This is a genomic window from Taklimakanibacter deserti (genome assembly GCA_003574785.1).
The window spans coordinates 63,546-79,641 of record QORU01000021.1 but is presented as its reverse complement, the minus strand read 5'-3'; the positions used below and the strand labels follow the sequence as shown (position 1 = coordinate 79,641).

16 protein-coding genes are annotated in these 16,096 nt (G+C 63.5%); 11 read left to right on the top strand and 5 right to left on the bottom strand.

What is annotated here, in order from left to right; all coding sequences use genetic code 11:
* Positions 1-1,137 (top strand): efflux RND transporter periplasmic adaptor subunit, encoded by a 1,137-nt coding sequence (locus tag DS839_RS32330; protein WP_119274675.1) that lies wholly within the window; start codon positions 1-3, stop codon positions 1,135-1,137.
* A 29-nt stretch (positions 1,138-1,166) separates the two neighbouring features.
* Here DS839_RS32330 and DS839_RS32325 read toward each other — a convergent pair whose 3' ends face one another.
* Positions 1,167-1,589 carry a winged helix-turn-helix transcriptional regulator gene (locus DS839_RS32325; RefSeq protein WP_119274674.1) on the bottom strand — a complete coding sequence of 141 codons (423 nt, stop codon included), beginning with the start codon at positions 1,587-1,589 and terminating at the stop codon, positions 1,167-1,169.
* 40 nt (positions 1,590-1,629) lie between these two features.
* Between DS839_RS32325 and DS839_RS32320 the strand changes: the two genes are divergently transcribed.
* Both DS839_RS32320 and DS839_RS32315 read left to right on the top strand, forming a co-directional pair.
* Positions 1,630-2,046 (top strand): winged helix-turn-helix transcriptional regulator, encoded by a 417-nt coding sequence (locus tag DS839_RS32320; RefSeq protein WP_368912045.1) that lies wholly within the window; start codon positions 1,630-1,632, stop codon positions 2,044-2,046.
* A gap of 464 nt (positions 2,047-2,510) precedes the next feature.
* Positions 2,511-3,788: a porin family protein gene (locus DS839_RS32315; RefSeq protein WP_119274672.1), complete on the top strand. Its 1,278-nt coding sequence runs from the start codon at positions 2,511-2,513 to the stop codon at positions 3,786-3,788.
* Between the two features lie 120 nt (positions 3,789-3,908).
* Here DS839_RS32315 and DS839_RS32310 read toward each other — a convergent pair whose 3' ends face one another.
* Both DS839_RS32310 and DS839_RS32305 read right to left on the bottom strand, forming a co-directional pair.
* Complete coding sequence (locus DS839_RS32310) at positions 3,909-4,511, bottom strand: NADPH-dependent F420 reductase (protein ID WP_119274671.1); 603 nt, start codon at positions 4,509-4,511, stop codon at positions 3,909-3,911.
* Positions 4,512-4,541: 30 nt separating this feature from the next.
* A complete protein-coding gene (locus tag DS839_RS32305) occupies positions 4,542-5,321 on the bottom strand; it encodes a 3-oxoacyl-ACP reductase family protein (RefSeq protein ID WP_119274670.1) in 780 nt (259 codons plus the stop codon).
* A 104-nt stretch (positions 5,322-5,425) separates the two neighbouring features.
* On the opposite strand from DS839_RS32305, the gene DS839_RS32300 reads away from it, so the two are divergent.
* Positions 5,426-6,355 carry a LysR family transcriptional regulator gene (locus DS839_RS32300; RefSeq protein WP_119274669.1) on the top strand — a complete coding sequence of 310 codons (930 nt, stop codon included), beginning with the start codon at positions 5,426-5,428 and terminating at the stop codon, positions 6,353-6,355.
* Between the two features lie 37 nt (positions 6,356-6,392).
* On the opposite strand, the gene DS839_RS32295 is transcribed toward DS839_RS32300, so the two are convergent.
* Complete coding sequence (locus tag DS839_RS32295) at positions 6,393-7,133, bottom strand: FadR/GntR family transcriptional regulator (protein WP_119274668.1); 741 nt, start codon at positions 7,131-7,133, stop codon at positions 6,393-6,395.
* Positions 7,134-7,212: 79 nt separating this feature from the next.
* Here DS839_RS32295 and DS839_RS32290 point away from each other — a divergent pair, with 79 nt between their 5' ends.
* The 7 genes from DS839_RS32290 (at position 7,213) to DS839_RS32260 (ending at position 13,770) form a co-directional block, all read left to right on the top strand.
* Positions 7,213-8,802 (top strand): sugar ABC transporter ATP-binding protein, encoded by a 1,590-nt coding sequence (locus DS839_RS32290; RefSeq protein ID WP_368912044.1) that lies wholly within the window; start codon positions 7,213-7,215, stop codon positions 8,800-8,802.
* On the top strand, positions 8,799-9,809 hold the full coding sequence (locus DS839_RS32285) for an ABC transporter permease (protein ID WP_119274666.1): 1,011 nt from the start codon (positions 8,799-8,801) through the stop codon (positions 9,807-9,809). Before DS839_RS32290 ends, DS839_RS32285 begins: the two co-directional genes overlap by 4 nt.
* 93 nt (positions 9,810-9,902) lie before the next feature.
* Positions 9,903-10,820: a substrate-binding domain-containing protein gene (locus tag DS839_RS32280; RefSeq protein WP_368912043.1), complete on the top strand. Its 918-nt coding sequence runs from the start codon at positions 9,903-9,905 to the stop codon at positions 10,818-10,820.
* A 78-nt stretch (positions 10,821-10,898) separates the two neighbouring features.
* Positions 10,899-11,960, top strand: coding sequence for an alanine racemase (locus DS839_RS32275; protein WP_368912042.1), 1,062 nt, complete (start codon positions 10,899-10,901; stop codon positions 11,958-11,960).
* A 1-nt stretch (position 11,961) separates the two neighbouring features.
* Positions 11,962-12,732, top strand: coding sequence for a 2-dehydro-3-deoxy-D-gluconate 5-dehydrogenase KduD (gene kduD, locus DS839_RS32270; RefSeq protein WP_119274664.1), 771 nt, complete (start codon positions 11,962-11,964; stop codon positions 12,730-12,732).
* Positions 12,733-12,876: 144 nt separating this feature from the next.
* A complete protein-coding gene (locus tag DS839_RS32265) occupies positions 12,877-13,110 on the top strand; it encodes an ABC transporter permease family protein (RefSeq protein ID WP_119274663.1) in 234 nt (77 codons plus the stop codon).
* Positions 13,111-13,116: 6 nt separating this feature from the next.
* Positions 13,117-13,770 (top strand): amino acid ABC transporter permease, encoded by a 654-nt coding sequence (locus DS839_RS32260; RefSeq protein ID WP_119274662.1) that lies wholly within the window; start codon positions 13,117-13,119, stop codon positions 13,768-13,770.
* A gap of 25 nt (positions 13,771-13,795) precedes the next feature.
* Here the strand turns inward: DS839_RS32260 and DS839_RS32255 are convergent, their stop codons facing one another.
* Positions 13,796-15,808, bottom strand: a complete 2,013-nt coding sequence (locus DS839_RS32255; protein ID WP_119274661.1) for a GYF domain-containing protein — start codon at positions 15,806-15,808, stop codon at positions 13,796-13,798.
* Positions 15,809-16,096: the final 288 nt, after the last annotated feature.

Here is a 16,096-nt window from a genome sequence, read left to right as displayed (position 1 = left end):
ATGCGCCTGTTGAAAGTCGGTTTCGGTGTCACCCTGGCGGCGGCCCTCGTCGGCGCCGGCGTCTATTTGCATGTCTTCAACCCGCAGAAAGGTGCCGATGCCGCGGCACCGAGTCCCGCCATGGCGGCGATCCCGGTCCCGGTGACCAAGATCGTCAGGCAGACCGTACCGATCTATCTCGACTATTCGGCGCGCACCGAGGCCGTCCGCCACGTGACGCTGCAGGCGAAGATCCCGGGCTATCTGGAAGAACAGGCAGCACCCGACGGCACGGATGTGAAGGAAGGCGAGCTCCTCTATCGCATCGATGCGCGCGACTATCAGGCCGCCCTCGATCAGGCCAAGGCGCAGGTCGAGCGCGATGAAGCTTCGCTCGACTATCTGAGCGCCAACCTCAACCGCGGCGGCAAGCTCGCCAGCAGCGGCTATCTCGCCAAAGACAGTTTCGACCAGCGCCGCAGCGCGGTACGCCAGGCCGAGGCCGCGCTCGCCATGTCGCGGGCGCAGTTGCGCATGGCCGAGCTCAATCTCGGCTATACGGAAATCAGGGCGCCCTTCGCCGGGCGCCTCGGGCGCAACCAGGCACCGATCGGCACGCTGATCAGCCCCGCGGCGGGCACGCCGCTCAATACAGTGGCGCAACTCAAGCCGATCTACGTCACCTTCAATCCGAGCGAGCGGGAGCTGGCCCAGATCCAGAGCGCCCGCGCCCGCGGCACGGTCGAGGGCGATGTCTTCCTCTCGGGCAGCGACACGCCGCGCTATCACGGAGAATTGACCTTCCTCGACAATGCCATCAGCCAGTCGACCGGCACGATCGTCGCGCGCGCCACGCTCGACAATGCCGATCTGACCCTGATGCCGGGACAATATGTGCGCATCAGGCTGCATGTCGGCGAGGAGGCGGACGCGCTGCTCATCCCGCAAGTGGCGCTGGGCTCGAGCCAGCTCGGCAAGTTCGTCTACGTCATAGGTGAAGGCAACAAGGTCGAACAGAAGCTGGTGTCGATCGGGCACGCCGCCGGCGAGCTGGTGACGGTGCGCAACGGCCTGAAAGAGAGCGACGTGGTCATCGTCGGCAACCTGCAGAAGATCTTCCCCGGCATGGAGGTCAGCCCGCAGGCCGCATCACCGTGACGTGCTCGCTGCCCATTTTTACCGATGCTCTAAATATGCAGCCGCGCCGGCCCCAGCCATTTGTAGCTACGGTCCTTGAACTGGCTGCGCGCCGATTTTATTTCCGCGCCATGCTCATCGACCCAGCGCATCAGTCCGGTCACTTTATCGAGAAACATGACGCCGAGCGGCGTCAGGCTATACAAAGTACGTGACGGGAATGTTTCAGAATGTTTCCGCGTGGCAAGTCCATTCCTGATCAGCTGGCGAAGGGACAATGCGAGTTTCCGCTGCGATATTCCGTCAACAGATTGACGAAGCTCGTTCAGCCCCGCCGATCCTTCGCTCAAGCGCAACGTAACTTTCAGCGTGAGCGCATCACCGACATGATCGAGAAGCTCGCGTACGATATCGGAATCGCCGCTCATTGCTTCGCGGCTGGGCAGCCTTGCTTCTTTTGCCATTGTGAGCATCACGCGGGCTCCTTATATGCCTACGCAGAGGGTATAAGCGATGAAATCTCTGATACAAGAAGGCACATCGATGTCACTAAAGCGCTTCGCGGTTAGCGACGATCAGCGGGTGGTCGTGAGAGAGGTTCTCTCGCGACTCGGCGACAGGTGGAGCGTGCGTGTCATTTATCACACAGCCGGGGATCCGATCCGGTTCAGCGAATTGAAGCGCAAGATCGACCGAATCACACCGATTTCGGCGCGCGTGCTCACCCGCGCGCTGAAGCAATTGGAGAAGGACGGTCTCATCTACCGTCAGGTCTATCCGATCATTCCGCCGCGCGTCGAATACAGCCTGACCGCGCTGGGTCAGCGCTTTCTCTATCTGGCGATGGAGATTATCGACTGGTCGATCGAGAATCAGCTCGACTTCGAGGCGGCGCGCCGTGAATTCGAAGCGCAGGAAGCGCGGCAATAAGCCGCCAGAATCGGGACTTTTCAAGCTTTGATGGTGCACCGCGACGCGCATGCGGGGCGCATGAGCGCATGCGGCGCATCGGCAAGACAATCGGGCTTTGATTTCCCGATAACGCAACGTGATGCACAAACTGAATTACTGAGCGGCATAATATGCGCGCAAGTCGCCTAGTGACATTGGTGTCACCATATGCGTTTGCGCATGTTTCGGCTCATTGCCGTGATTACGATGCGGAAAATTGCCATGGCAAGTCAGTCAACAAGTGACATCCATGTTCCTGTTGCGTGAATCTCACAACGCAAATTTATCGCGCTCATCCTCCGGCCAAGTGATTGTATTCGAACAGGTCGAGGGTAAGTATGCAGCATCTCGATTCACCGCGTGGGGGGTTGAGCAGGCTCCTTGGGGGCATCGTAGTAATATCGCAACACAGCAGAATCTCGCTGTTTTGAGGGAGAACAATAATGAAGATGATGAAGTGGGCGCTTCTGGGCGGTGCGGCTCTGGCCGTGACGGCCACCGCCGCCCGCGCCGACGACCTCGGCGCGCTCAAGGCGCAGATCGAAGCCCTGCAGACGCGGGTGTCGCAGCTCGAGGCCCAGCCGCAGGCGGCGATGCCGTCCGGCTACAGCTTGATGGCGATCCGCGACGGCCAGGGCACATACGAAGGCATTGCCCCGGAACGTTATGGCGATCGGGTGCGTGACGATTCGGGCTTCACGCTCTCGGTTCTCCCGACGGCTGACGCGGCCCCGGTCGCGGAAGTGTCGGTGTCGGGCGAAATCCGCACCGCCTTGATCTACAGCGACTTCGATGTCGATAACGACGACAATCTCGACGTTGCCAACCGTGGCCGCATCTTCATCCGCGGCAAGTCGGACACGGCGGTGGGCGAGGTCGGCGGTTATTTCCGTCTCGAAGCCTCGGGCGGCGGCAACTTCTCGGACTATGACGAATCCGTCAACATGAACAAGGCCTATGGCTGGTGGAAGTTCGCTCCGGAATGGGAACTGATGGCCGGCTATAACGACAATACCGGCGCTCTGCAGACCTCCTATGACTGGCTCGTCACCTCCATCCCGATCGCGACCGTCGGTCCGTCGAATCCGAACAACGAGCAGTTCCGCCTGACATATGCGAGCGGTCCGCTGTCCTTCGCAATTTCGTTGGAAGATTCCGATTCAACAGCATTCATCGATGCCGACGATGATGGCGATCTCGACGTCATAGACGGTGTGGACACAAGCGATCTTCCGAACGCGCAGGCCTACCTAATGTATTCGTCGGACACCTTCACGGCCCAGCTCGTCGGTCTTCTCCAGGATGACGATTGGGGTGACAATTTCGATTGGGCAATCGGCGGCGGCGCCACGATTGGCATCGCCGACAGCTTCACCTTCCTCGCGGCCGCGGTGGTGGGCGAAGGCACGTCATCCTATGCCAACAATCTTGCGCCGGTCTCGGCGGACGAGGAGTTCTGGGGTGGCAGCATCGGCGTGATCGCCAATCTGTCGGAAGATACCCGCATCGAACTGGGTGTCGGCTACGAAGACTACGATCTCGCCGGCGAAACGCTCGGCTTCAACGGCGGCGTCTTCTGGGATCCGGTCAGCCAGGTTACCCTCGGCGTCGGCGCCACCTATCTCGATCGCGATGATGCGTTCGACATCGATGATGGAGATATTGAAGTCTTGGATGACAGCCTGCAGGTCTATTTCGGCACCTGGCTGCGCTTCCCGTAAGCCTTTCAGGATTGTGACCTGACACCGGTTGTTCCCACTTCCGGACGCTAGGTCCCGATCCCCTACAGAGGGTCCCCGCTGAACCTTGCAGCGGGGGCTTTCTCTTGTCTGAGCTCTCCGTTACGGAAAACGGACGAGATTGTGAACGGGCAGCGGGCCACCGGGGAACTGAACCAGCGGGGCTCCGATTGCCAGGCCGCCGAGATCGAGACCGAAGAAGCCGAGACGATCGATGAGACGGGCGACCTCCGCTTTGGCATGGGCATCATCGCCGGAATAGAACAGCACGCGCTTACCTCCCTCAGCCATCGGATCGCCAGCGATGAGTTCGGGCCGAAGATGGTTGAAGGCCTTGACGACCCGCGCTCCCGGCACCAGGTCGGCGAAGACTTCGCTCGATGCCCGCCCGCCGAGCTCGGCCGGCTTGAATAGCGGCGCCTCGATCGGATTGTTCGCATCGATCACGATGCGGCCGTTCCAGTCGGGCAGGTCGGCCAGGGCCACCGGCAATTTCGACCAGTTGACGGCGACGAGCACAACATCCTGACCCGCTGCCTCTTGTTTTGTCGCGGGCGTGATCGCGGGTCCGATCGTACGGGCGAGTTCGGTGAGCGACCGGGGACCGCCGCTGTTGGCGATCGTCGCGGCGATGTCGTTGCGGGCTAAGGCGCGGGCGAAAGCCGTGCCGATATTGCCGGCGCCGATAATGCCGAATGTTGTCATGGCGATTTTCCCTGCGTTGTCGATTGAAGCTCAAGCGGTGAAGCCGCCGTCGGCGAGGATATCGGCGCCGGTGATGAAGGCCGCTTCCGGCCCGGCGAGGAAAGCGACGAGGCTCGCGATCTCATGCGGCTGGCCATAGCGGCCGATCGCCATGCCGGGGCCGACGATCTTGGATACCGGGCCACCATCGGGGTTCATGTCGGTGTCGGTCGGACCCGGATGCACCGTGTTCACGGTAATGCCGCGGGGACCGAGATCGCGCACGAGGCTGCGGTTGAAGCCGGCGACCGCCCCCTTGGTCAGTGTGTAGAGGGAAGCTGTGGGGAAGGCGGCATAGCGCGTCATCGATGAGCCGATATGGATGATGCGGCCGCCATGACCCATATGGCGTACTGCTTCCTGTGTCGCGACGAAGACCCCGGTGACATTGACGGCGATCATGCGCTCATAGGTTTCCGAGTTGATCTCGTCGATCGCGCCGCCGAGAGCGAGGCCGGCATTGTTGACCAGGATGTCGAGACGTCCGAAGGCGGCGATCGTCCGGGCGACAGCCGAGCGTACGGCGTCGGGTTCGCCGGCATCGGCGGCGATGGCGAGAGCGTGGCCGCCCTCCGCTTCCACGGCCTTCACCACCTCCGCCGCCTTGGCGGGTGAGGCGCTGTAGGTCAGAGCAACATGCGCGCCGTCCCGGGCGAGGCGCTTGGAGATGGCCGCGCCGATCGAGCGCGAGCCGCCGGTGACGAGCGCCACCTTGCCGGCAAGCGGCTTGGCGGTCGGGGTGATGGTTTCGGGACTCAAGGCGATGGACATTGGCTTCACTCCTTTATGTCGGTGCTGCCGATATCGCCTCCTCATTGCCTCTTGATTAGCCGGTAATTGCTTGCTTTATTTTCAAGTACTAGTTGAAAAAGAATATGGAAACCCTGGCCAATCTCGAATCCTTCATTCGCAGCGCGGAGCTGGGCAGCTTCTCGTCGGCGGCACGGCAGCTTGGCCTGACGCCGGCGGCAGTCAGCCGCAATGTCGCCCTTCTGGAGCGCCGTCTGGGCGTCCGCCTGTTCCAGCGCTCGACCCGGAAGCTGGCTTTGACCCAGGCCGGTGACCGGTTCTTCCATGAGATCGGCGGGACGCTCGCGGCGCTCAAGGCCGCCATCGCCCGGACGGCCACCGAGCGCGGAGAGCCTGCCGGCCTGCTCAAGGTCAGCATGGCGCCGGCTTTCGGCATCACCTATCTCATGCCGCTGCTGCCGGACTTCCTGGCGCGTTATCCGCTGATCCGGCCGCAATGGCATTTAGAAAACCGGCCCGTCGACCTTGTGGCCGAAGGTTTTGACGCGGCCATTGGCGGCGGCTTCGACTTGGCGCCCGGCATCGTCTCGCGCCAGCTGGCCCCCGCCCATCTCGTCGCTGTCGCATCACGCGATTATCTCGCCCGGCACCCACCGCCCGTCGATCCTTCCGATCTCGCGCGCTTCGCCGGCATCGTCATGCGCTCCGACCGAACGGGACGCGTGCGACATTGGCCGATGCGCGATGCCGCGGGCATCGAGATGCAAGCGGCGCTCAGCGAAACGATCGTGGTCAACGATCCGATGGCCATGCGTGAGGCCGCCCTGCTCGACCTCGGCATCGCCCTGATCGCCGTACCGGATGTGCTCGCTCATCTCGAGGGCGGCACGCTGATCCGCGTCCTTCCCAGATGGTATGTCGATGCGGGATCGATCTCGATCTATTTCGCAAGCCGCACCCTCATGCCGGCAAAGGCCCGCGTCTTCGTCGATTTCGTTGCGGAAAGATTCAAGCGTGACAGGCTCGCCCAACGCTTTGCCGGGAGTCTCGGATAGACGAGGAAGTGCGCATTTTTCGCAGGCAGCCTCGAATTCAAGGTCGCCTGGTAGAAAGCGCGTGCATACGGCTGCGCATGAACTCATGCGTCTCCGACAGAAGATGCTGCATGGCCGCCGCTGCCGCTTCGCCGTCGCGCCGCTCGATCGCCTCATAGACCGCCTCGTGCAAAGGCAGGAACACGACGAAGGAGTCGGCTGAAATGCGGTGCGCGATATCGAGGCCGACGGCGATCAGATTGCCCATTTGCAGCAGCAAGGCATTATGGCTGGCAACAAGGATGGCGCGGTGAAACGAAAGATCCGCCTCGATGCCTGAGCGATCGATGCGCGACGCCCGGCTCATGCGGGCGAAAGCGTCGGCAATGGCGGCGATCTCCCGGCGGGTCCGCCGCCTGGCGGCGAGATGGGCGGCGGCCGGCTCGATCATCCGGCGGATCTCGAACAGCTCGCCATAGAATTGCTGGGGCGGCATCGCGCTGTAGCGCCAGTTCAGGACATCGGCATCGAGCAGATTCCAGTTGAAGGGCTGGAGCACGCGAATGCCGATGCGGGTCTGGGACGCGATGAGGCCGCGCGCGGCCAACGCCTTGACGGCTTCGCGAATGACCGAGCGGCTGGCGCCGAACTCCACGCAAAGATCGGCCTCCTTGGGAAAGGGCATGGCGGGGCCAAGCTCGCCTTTGACGATGCGGGCGCCCAGGCTTTCCACCACATGCGCAAAGAGATTGCGCTTCAGGCCGCGCCTCTCGCGAAATCCGGGATCTTGCTCGGCCATCGGCTCTTGTTTCCGGGCGCTTGACAATCATCATCATATTATCTGATAATATGATAAAAGAAAGCGATCTGCCATGGGGATGAGCGGTCAGGGTTGGTCGAATGACGGACAAGCGCCGGTGCCTATGGGAAACGGGGCGGCGAGGAACCCCGCCGCGGTCGTCCTCGAAATGCGCGGCGTCGGCAAGAGCTTTCCCGGCGTCGTCGCGCTGACCGATGTCGACCTCCAGGTTGCCCGGGGCGAGGTGCTGGGCCTCGTCGGTGAGAACGGCGCCGGCAAGTCCACCCTGATCAAGATTCTCTCCGGCGCCCATTATGCGGATCAGGGCGAGATCATCGTCGCCGGCGCAAAAGTGCATCAGCCGACGCCGCTGCAGATGCTCGGGCTCGGCGTCTCGGTCATCTATCAGGAGACGATGCTGGCACCGCATCTGAGCGTGGCCGAGAATATGTGGCTCGGGCGAATGCCCAAGGGACGAGCCGGGCTCATCGACTGGCGCGCGACGCTCAGACAGAGCCGCGAGGTGCTGGAGCGCCTCGGCTTCATGCTCGATCCCAAGGCGAAGGTCGGGCGCTTGAGCGTCGCGCAGCGGCAAATGACCGAGATCGCCGGCGCGCTGTCGCGCAATGCCGGGCTGGTCGTGCTCGATGAGCCTTCGGCGGTGCTGGGCAGGAAGGAGCTCGAGAAGCTCTTCCAGATCATCCGGCGCCTCGCCAGTGAGGGCGTCGCCTTCATCTATATCTCGCACCGGCTCGCGGAGGTGTTCGAGATCTGCAGCCGGGTCACCGTCCTGCGCGACGGGCGCGTCGTCGGCGGCGGCGCAACGGCGGAGCTCGACAGCCAGGACCTCATCGCCATGATGGTCGGGCGCAAGATCGAGGACATCTATCCGAAGCGCCGGCGCAAGCCCGGCGTCCTCGCGCTCTCAGCCAAGGGCCTTCGCCGCGGCGGCATCCTGCATGATATCAGCCTCGATGTCCGCAGCGGTGAGATCCTCGGCATATGCGGCCTTGCCGGTTCCGGGCGCTCCGAAGTGCTGCGGGCCCTGGCCGGCGCCGACCGCAGCACGCAGCAGGATTTCCGCCTGCTCGACCGCGGAGAGCGGCCGTCGAGCCCGAAGCGCTCGATCAGGCAAGGCCTCTATTTCCTGCCCGAGGACCGCAAGGCCGAAGGCTGCTTCCTGTCGCAGGAAGTGGCCTTCAACATCACCATTTCCAGCCTGCACCGGATCATGCGCAAGGGCCTGCTGAGCCGGCGTCATGAGGCGAAGGTCGCGGGGTCGCTCATCGAGCGCCTGCGCATCCGCACCCAGGGACCCTATGAGCAGATCAATCAGCTCTCCGGCGGCAATCAGCAGAAATGCCTGATTGCGCGCGGCCTCAGCGCCCGCTGCCGGGTCCTCCTGATCGATGAGCCGACGCGCGGCGTCGATGTCGGCGCCAAGCGCGAGATCTACCAGCTCATGGCGAGCCTCGCCGATGAGGAAGGTGTCGCCATCATCATGGTCTCGTCCGAGCTGCCGGAGATACTGGGCCTCAGCGACCGCATCCTGGTGATGCGCGCCGGCCGGATCGTCGGGCGTTTCGACCGGGCGCAAGCCTCGGAAGAAGCCCTGATGAGCGCCGCCCTTGGCGTGACCGGTGCATCCGATGAGGGAGCCGCGGCATGAGCGAGAAGCTCGAGCGGCAGACGGCCGGCGCCGGCGGCCTGGAGCTCGGCATCGCGCAGCTCAAGCGCCTCGGCCGGCTGCGCGCCTCCGGCCTCATCTGGGTGCTCCTCATCATGTGCGCCATCGCGGCGCTGGTCTCGGAAGCTTTCCTCAACCCCTTCAACATCATCAATGTGCTGCGCCAGATCGCGCTCTTCGGCATCGTCTCGATCGGCATGACCTTCGTCATCCTGACCGCCGGCATCGACCTGTCGGTCGGCTCGATCGTCGCCGTCGTCGCGGTGACGGCGGCGATGCTGCTCGATGATGGCCTGCCCATTCCGCTCGTCATTATTGCCGGCCTCTTGATCGGGGCGCTCATGGGGGCCGGCAACGGCGCCGGAATCACGCTTGGCGGCATCCCGCCTTTCATCATGACGCTCGGCACCATGGTCATGGGGCGCGGCCTCGCCATGACGATCTCCGACGGCCATCCGATCCACTTCCGTGGCGCCGCCGATCAGTTCGCCTGGCTTGGGCAGGGACATCTCCTGGGCCTGCCGGTCCCGGTCTGGGTGTTCGCCGCGGTGGCGGCGCTGGCGGCGGGCGTGCTGCGCTTCACACCCTTCGGCCGCAACATCTATGCCGTCGGCAGCAATCCGGAAGCGGCGCGCCTCGCCGGGATCGATGTCAGGCTTACGATCTTCCTGGTCTATCTCATCAGCGGCTTCCTGTCGGGATTGACGGCGCTCATCTTCATCTCGCGGCTCACCGTCGGCGAGCCGGTCGCCGGCGTCGGCCTCGAGCTCGAAGCCATCGCCATCACCGTCATCGGTGGCACCAGCCTGTTCGGCGGCGAAGGCCGGATCAGCGGCACCATCCTTGGCGCGGCGATCGTGGCGGTGCTCGCCAATATCCTCAACCTGTTCGGCGTCTCGCCCTTCACCCAGCAGATCGTCAAGGGCGCCATCATCGTCGCCGCCGTGCTTTTCGAGATCATCAGGAGACGAAAGTATTCCGCGCCTTGAGCCGCGGATGAACGACCGCCGGCGGGCAATCAGGCCCCCGGGGGCGATGAACGGGAGGTAGCCATGAAAGGAAAATCTAGAGCGAGCATTTGGATGTTCACAGCGGCGCTTGCCTTGGGCGCCGGCGCTGCGGCAACGCAAGCCGGAGACGACAAGCTGAAGATCGGCTTCTCGCAAGGGACGATGGAAAGCTCCTGGCGGGTCAATATGGTGGAAGGCAACCGCAAATATGCCGAAGCCAACCTGCCGGATGTCGAGCTCATCGTCACCAATGGCGAGAACAATGCGTCGAAGCAGGTCGCCGACGTCGAAAGCCTGCTGGCGCAAGGCATCAAGACGCTGATCATCAGCCCGGTGACCGCCGATGCGCTGACGCCGGTGGTGAAGCAGGCGATGGATGCCGGCATCCCGGTCGTCACGCTCGATCGCAAGGTCAGTACCGATGTGACGCTCCACATCGGCGCCGACAATAAGCTGATCGGCAAATCGGCCGGCAGCTATGTCTGCAAGGCGCTGAACGGCAAAGGCAACGTGGTCGAGATCCAGGGCACGGCCGGGGCCTCCGCCACCGTCGATCGTCACGATCTCTTCGTCGAGACGATCGGCAAGGAATGTCCCGATGTGAAGGTCGTCGCGAGCCAGGTCGCCAATTACGTGCGCGAGCCCGCGATCAAGTTCATGGAGGACACGCTGCAGCGCTTCAAGGACGGCGAGATCCAGCTCGTCTATGCCCATAATGACGACATGGCGCTGGGCGCCGTGACGGCGCTCGAGGCGGCGAACCGGCAGAAGGGCGTCATGGTCGTCGGCATCGACGGCGAAAACGCCGCCTATGACGCGATCAAGGCCGGCAAGATGGTAGCCACATTCACCTATCACTTCGTGGCGCCGGAAGGCGTTCAATATGGCTACAAAATCGCCAAAGGCGAGAAGCTCGACAAGGAAATCGTGCTGCCCACGCATCAGGTCGATGCCAGCAATGTCGATCAGTTCCTCGGCAAAGGATTCTGATCGCACCGCGCAACCCCCGGATACTCCCTTCCGGGGGTTGCGCCAAAAATTATTCATATTAATGCGGAGACCGGCCAGATGATGCGCATTGAAGAGCTCGACACGCCGGCCGTGGTGGTCCTTCTCGATCGGCTTAAGCGCAATATCGAGCGCGTGCAACGCCTGATCGCCGGACAGGGCATCGCCAACCGGCCGCATATCAAGACGCATAAGATCCCGGCGATCGCCCGTATGCAGCTCGATGCCGGCGCCCAAGGCCTCACCTGCCAGAAGCTCAGCGAGGCGGAAGTCTTCATCGACGCCGGCATCTGCGACGACTATCTCCTCACCTACAATATCATCGGCGAGCGCAAGACCGACCGGCTGATGCAGCTCGCCGCCCGGGTGAAAAGGCTGGCGGTAGTCGCCGACAACGACATCGTGCTCACCGGCCTGTCGCAAGCGGGCGTGCGCCACGGAAGCGACGTGCCGGTCCTCGTCGAATGCGACACGGGCTTTGGACGCAATGGCGTGCAGTCGCCGGAAGCCGCCCTCGATCTGGCGCGCCTCGCCGTCAAGCTGCCGCGCATCCGCTTCGAGGGGCTGATGGTATTTCCCAATACCGCGCCCCGAACGCAGGATTTCTTCGTCCGCGCGCTGGCGCTCTTTCGCGACGCGGGCATTGCGCTGCCGGTCGTCTCCGGCGGCGGCACGCCTGCGCTCAACCGGCTCGCCGACTTCCCGATGATGACCGAGCATCGCGCCGGCACCTATGTCTATAACGATGTGATGATGGTGCATTCGGGCGTCGCCTCGTGGGAGGACTGCGCCCTGCAAGTGCGGGCCACGGTGGTGAGCCGGCCGTCGCCCGACCGCGCGGTGCTCGATTGCGGATCGAAGGTGCTGACCTCCGATCAATATTATGTCGAGCACTATGGCAGGCTCGCCCACTATCCCGGCGCCCATATCTCGGCACTCTCTGAAGAGCATGCCATTGTCGACCTGACGCAATCGGCGGCGCGCCCAAAGATCGGCGAGGTGGTCGACGTCATCCCCAATCATTGCTGCTCCGTCTCCAATATGAATGACGAGATCCATGGCGTGCGCGACGGGCTTGTCGAGATCACCTGGCCGGTGGCGGCGCGCGGCAAGGTGCGGTGAGATGTCGAACTTCCTCGCCGGCCTTTTCGATCTTACCGGCAAGGTCGCCCTGGTGACGGGTGCGCGCAGCGGCCTCGGCCAGGCCATGGCGCTGGCGCTCGCCCAGGCCGGCGCCGACATCGCCGGTCTCGGCTCATCACCCATGACGGAAACGGCGCGGCTCGTCGAGCGGATCGGACGCAATTTCGCGGAGATCCGCTGCGATCTCGCGGCACTGGACGATGCCGATGAGGTCGTCTGCGGCACGACCCAGGAGTCGGGTCCGATCGACATATTGGTCAATTGCGCCGGCATCATCCGCCGGTCACCCGTCACCGAGATGGCGCTCGGCGACTGGGACGAGGTGCTCGACGTCAATCTGCGCAGCCTGTTCATGCTGAGCCAGAGCACGGCCCGCCACATGATCGCCTATCAGCGCGCCGGCCGCATCATCAATGTCGCGTCGTTGCTCGCCTTCCAAGGCGGCACCCGCGTCGCCGCCTATGCGGCGGCCAAGCATGGCGTCGCCGGCCTGACGCGGGCCATGGCCAATGAGCTGGCACCCAAGGGCATCACCGTCAATGCGATCGCGCCCGGCTACATGGCGACGGCGAATACCGAGGCGCTGCGTGAGGATGCGCAACGCTCGGCGGAGATCCTGGCGCGCATCCCGATGGGGCGCTGGGGCGCTCCGGACGATCTTGCGACCGCGGTTTTATTCCTGGCGGCGCCGGCGAGCGCCTACGTGACCGGCACGGTGGTGACCGTCGATGGCGGATGGCTTGTCCGCTGAGGAGAGCTCTCGACTTCGCCGGGTGGCGGCGAAGCGGTTGATGGGAGGAGTAGCCTATCTCACGGAGGTCTTCCGCGCAGGCCTCGCCGGCGTGCCCTGGGCCTCGGCCGCGTCAGCGTCGCGCGCCTCACCGTGATGCCGATCATGTTCCGCAACGCCTTGCCGGCGCTCGGCACCACCTTCATCGCGCTGTTCAAGGACACTTCGCTGGCGGCGGTGATCGCGGTCTCGGAGCTCACCCATGAGGCCCGCAAGCTCAATACCGAAACCTTCCGAGTGGCGGAAGCCTGGGCCACGGCCAGCGTCCTCTATCTCGCCACCTGCCTCGCCATTGCCTGGGGCCTGCGCCGTCTCGAGCGCCTTTATCCAAGGTTCTGAGGCGCCATGGAGCAGTTCCTGCACGAGGTCTGGATCGCCCGCACCCCGCTCGTTCAGGGCCTCATGCTGACGATCGGAATTTCGTTCTTCTCGATCATCGGCGGCAGCCTTCTCGGTCTTCTTGGCGGCATCGGCCTCACCTATGGCGCGCCTTGGCTCAGCTGGCCGATTCGCTTCCTGGTCGATGCCCTGCGCGGCATCCTGGTGCTCGTGCTGATCCTCGCCATCTTCTATCTCCTCGCCGTGGCCGGCATCAATTTCACCGCCGTCCAGTCCGGTCTCCTCGCGCTCACCATCTTCTGCGCGGCGCATATGGCCGAGATCTTGCGTGGCGCGCTACAAGCGATACCCGAGGCGCAGACCGATGCGGCCCGCGCGCTCGGGCTCAATTTTGCGATCATCCTCGGTCTGGTTCTCCTGCCGCAGGCGCTGCGCATGATCGTGCCGGTGTGGGTCAATGCCAGCGTCGAGCTGATCAAGACCTCGACCCTTCTCTCGGTCATCGGCACCGGCGAACTCTTGTTCCGCACCCAGGAGATCGTCGGGCGCAATTTCATGACGCTGGAATTCTACGGCCTTGCCGGCCTGCTCTTCTTCCTCATCAATTGCGCGATCGAGCATGCGGGCAAACTCGCCGAGCGGCATTTCGCGTTGCGTTGAAACGCTGCTGCGGTGGCGAACCTGGTCAGGTGCCCGATTGCTGAGCCATGAACCGCAGGAGCGCGGTCCGGTTGGGATCGTCGAGCTGCAACAGCGAGCGGAAGAACAGGATGAGGCCGCGGCAGTTGCGCTCAGGGCTGAGCTTGAACTGGATCGCTTTCTCCAGATCGTCAGGTGTGAAGCCTTGGCTTTGGGCGGCGGGCAGCAATTGCGCGAGGACGGTCCGCGCCTCGCTCTTCTCGATCGTCTTGCCGGTATAGCTGCCGCTGGTGCGGATGAGATCGGCGGTGGCGCTAAGCTCGCGCTCCTGCAATTCAGCGGACAGCAGGCTCTGGTCGAAACCCTCGCTGCGCCCGCGCAAATAGGCCTCGCAGCCACGAACATCCTTCGCGGCAAAGGTCTCCGCTTCATCGACCGCCAGCCGATAGAACGACACCAGGGCCGTGTCGGAGGCGGAAGAAAGGCTCTTGTTCACGATCGGCAATATGACGGACCAGATTCGCTGGCGCATGGCGGCGACGGGCTGGCCCTTGACATAGCCATTGCGCAGGATCGCGACGATCGCTTGATGCGCTTGCGGATGCTTGTCGCGCAGCACGCGATAGAGACCGATGCTGTCCAGCTCCTTTTGCGCATCCTCGATCTCGCGCACCGGGATGCCGGCAACCGCAACTTCGGCATCGGTGGCATAGGAGGTCGCGAAACCGGCACTGAACAATTCGGCATGGGTCGGGCGCCAGGCGGCATCACGCGGGCTCGAAAGGCCGCGATCGATGAATTTGCCGGCGATGCCCCGGCTTTCCAGGAAGGCCTTTGTCTTCGCCGTCTCCGCCTCGAGGGTCGCTGCTTCAGCACCTGGCCGGTGCAGGGCGATGACCGCGGCGCGCGACAGCCAGCGCTTCTTGCCGGCGGCGAACACCCGCGCGCAATCACCGAGGCAGAATGTCGAGACGTAAGTGTTCAAATTCCGCTTGAGCACGATGTCGGCGAGCTTGTCGGCTTCGCTCAATCTTCCCCCGGGGCTGTTCACATCCAGCGTGGCGATTTGGGGATTGCCGTCGAGAGAGGCGGCGATCGTGTCGGCAACGCCGAAATCCATCTGCCCGACGAGCTCGAGCTCGGTGTTGTCGCGCAGCAGGCGCAATTGATAGCGGGGCGCCATTGTTTCGGAGATCACATTGGCAGATTCGCGAATCTCAGGAACGCCCTGCTGCACGAAGACGGCGAGAACCGCGAGGCCGGCCAGGGCGGTCACGACCTTGGCGGCGCCGCTCCAATAGGGATGGGCCGAGGCCTTCGCCTGCCGGTCGACCGAGCGGACGACCCCGATGCTGAGCCACAGCATCGCCGCGAGAAGCGCCAGCCACAGGACGATGAGCCCACCGCTGATCAGGCGCGGATGATCGGCGAATTCAAGTTTGAGGAGGGTGAGGGAGGAAGCCGCAAACAAGCCTGCGATGACAAGGCCGGTGATCCAATAGGCCGCCGACTGGGCAAACCATTTGTGCCATTGGCCGGGACCCGGCTCCGCATTTCTGGTCATCGCCGGACTGGCGGGAAGAGCCGGCGCTTCCTCAGGCTTGGACAGATCGACGCTTTCGATCTGCATCCACTCCTTGAAGCCGTTGCGCCAGATCCAGTCGGAGGGTTTCAACGAGCCGCCGGCCAGTGCGGTTTCGACCGCATCGGTCGTCAGCGGCCCGCTCTGATTGCCGCCCGCATGCAGGAACCACATGGGGGCGAGTGAAGCCTGCGGACCGGCATTGCGCAGGGCGGCGATGGCGATGGCATCGAGCGTGAAAACGACGAGGGTCGGAGCGATGAAGCTCGCAAGGGCGGGCTGCCATTGCGGCGGGCTACCATCTGCCGAGAGAAGGGCGTAGGCCAGGCCGACAAGTGCATAAGTGAGCAGGTGGGCGAGGAACAGGCGCAGGAAACTTTTCTTCTTCCAGGCGCGCAAAGCCCAGATCGGAATCCTCGAGAACAATGCAATGCCGAGAAGTGCTCCGGCAAAGACTGCGGTCGCCACTGTCGCCATGGTCCCACCTAGCAAACCTCGGGTAAGCTACGTCTAAGCCACGCAATTAAGCAAGCATCAAGGCAGCCTCCATGGCGATGCGGTAAATGGTGAATCTTTTATTAAAAACAGAGGGATATCGGGCGGTGGGTGATTCATCGCAGGCCCCTTCGCGCCGTCGTCGCGGCCAGAACATTACGGACCTTCGTCGCGACTAAAAATTAGACCGACGACGGATCAATTCGCGAGCCATCGCGAAGCCCTGCGCACCATCGGCAAGCAGCGCGAAGTCAGTGGTTCGCATGATGA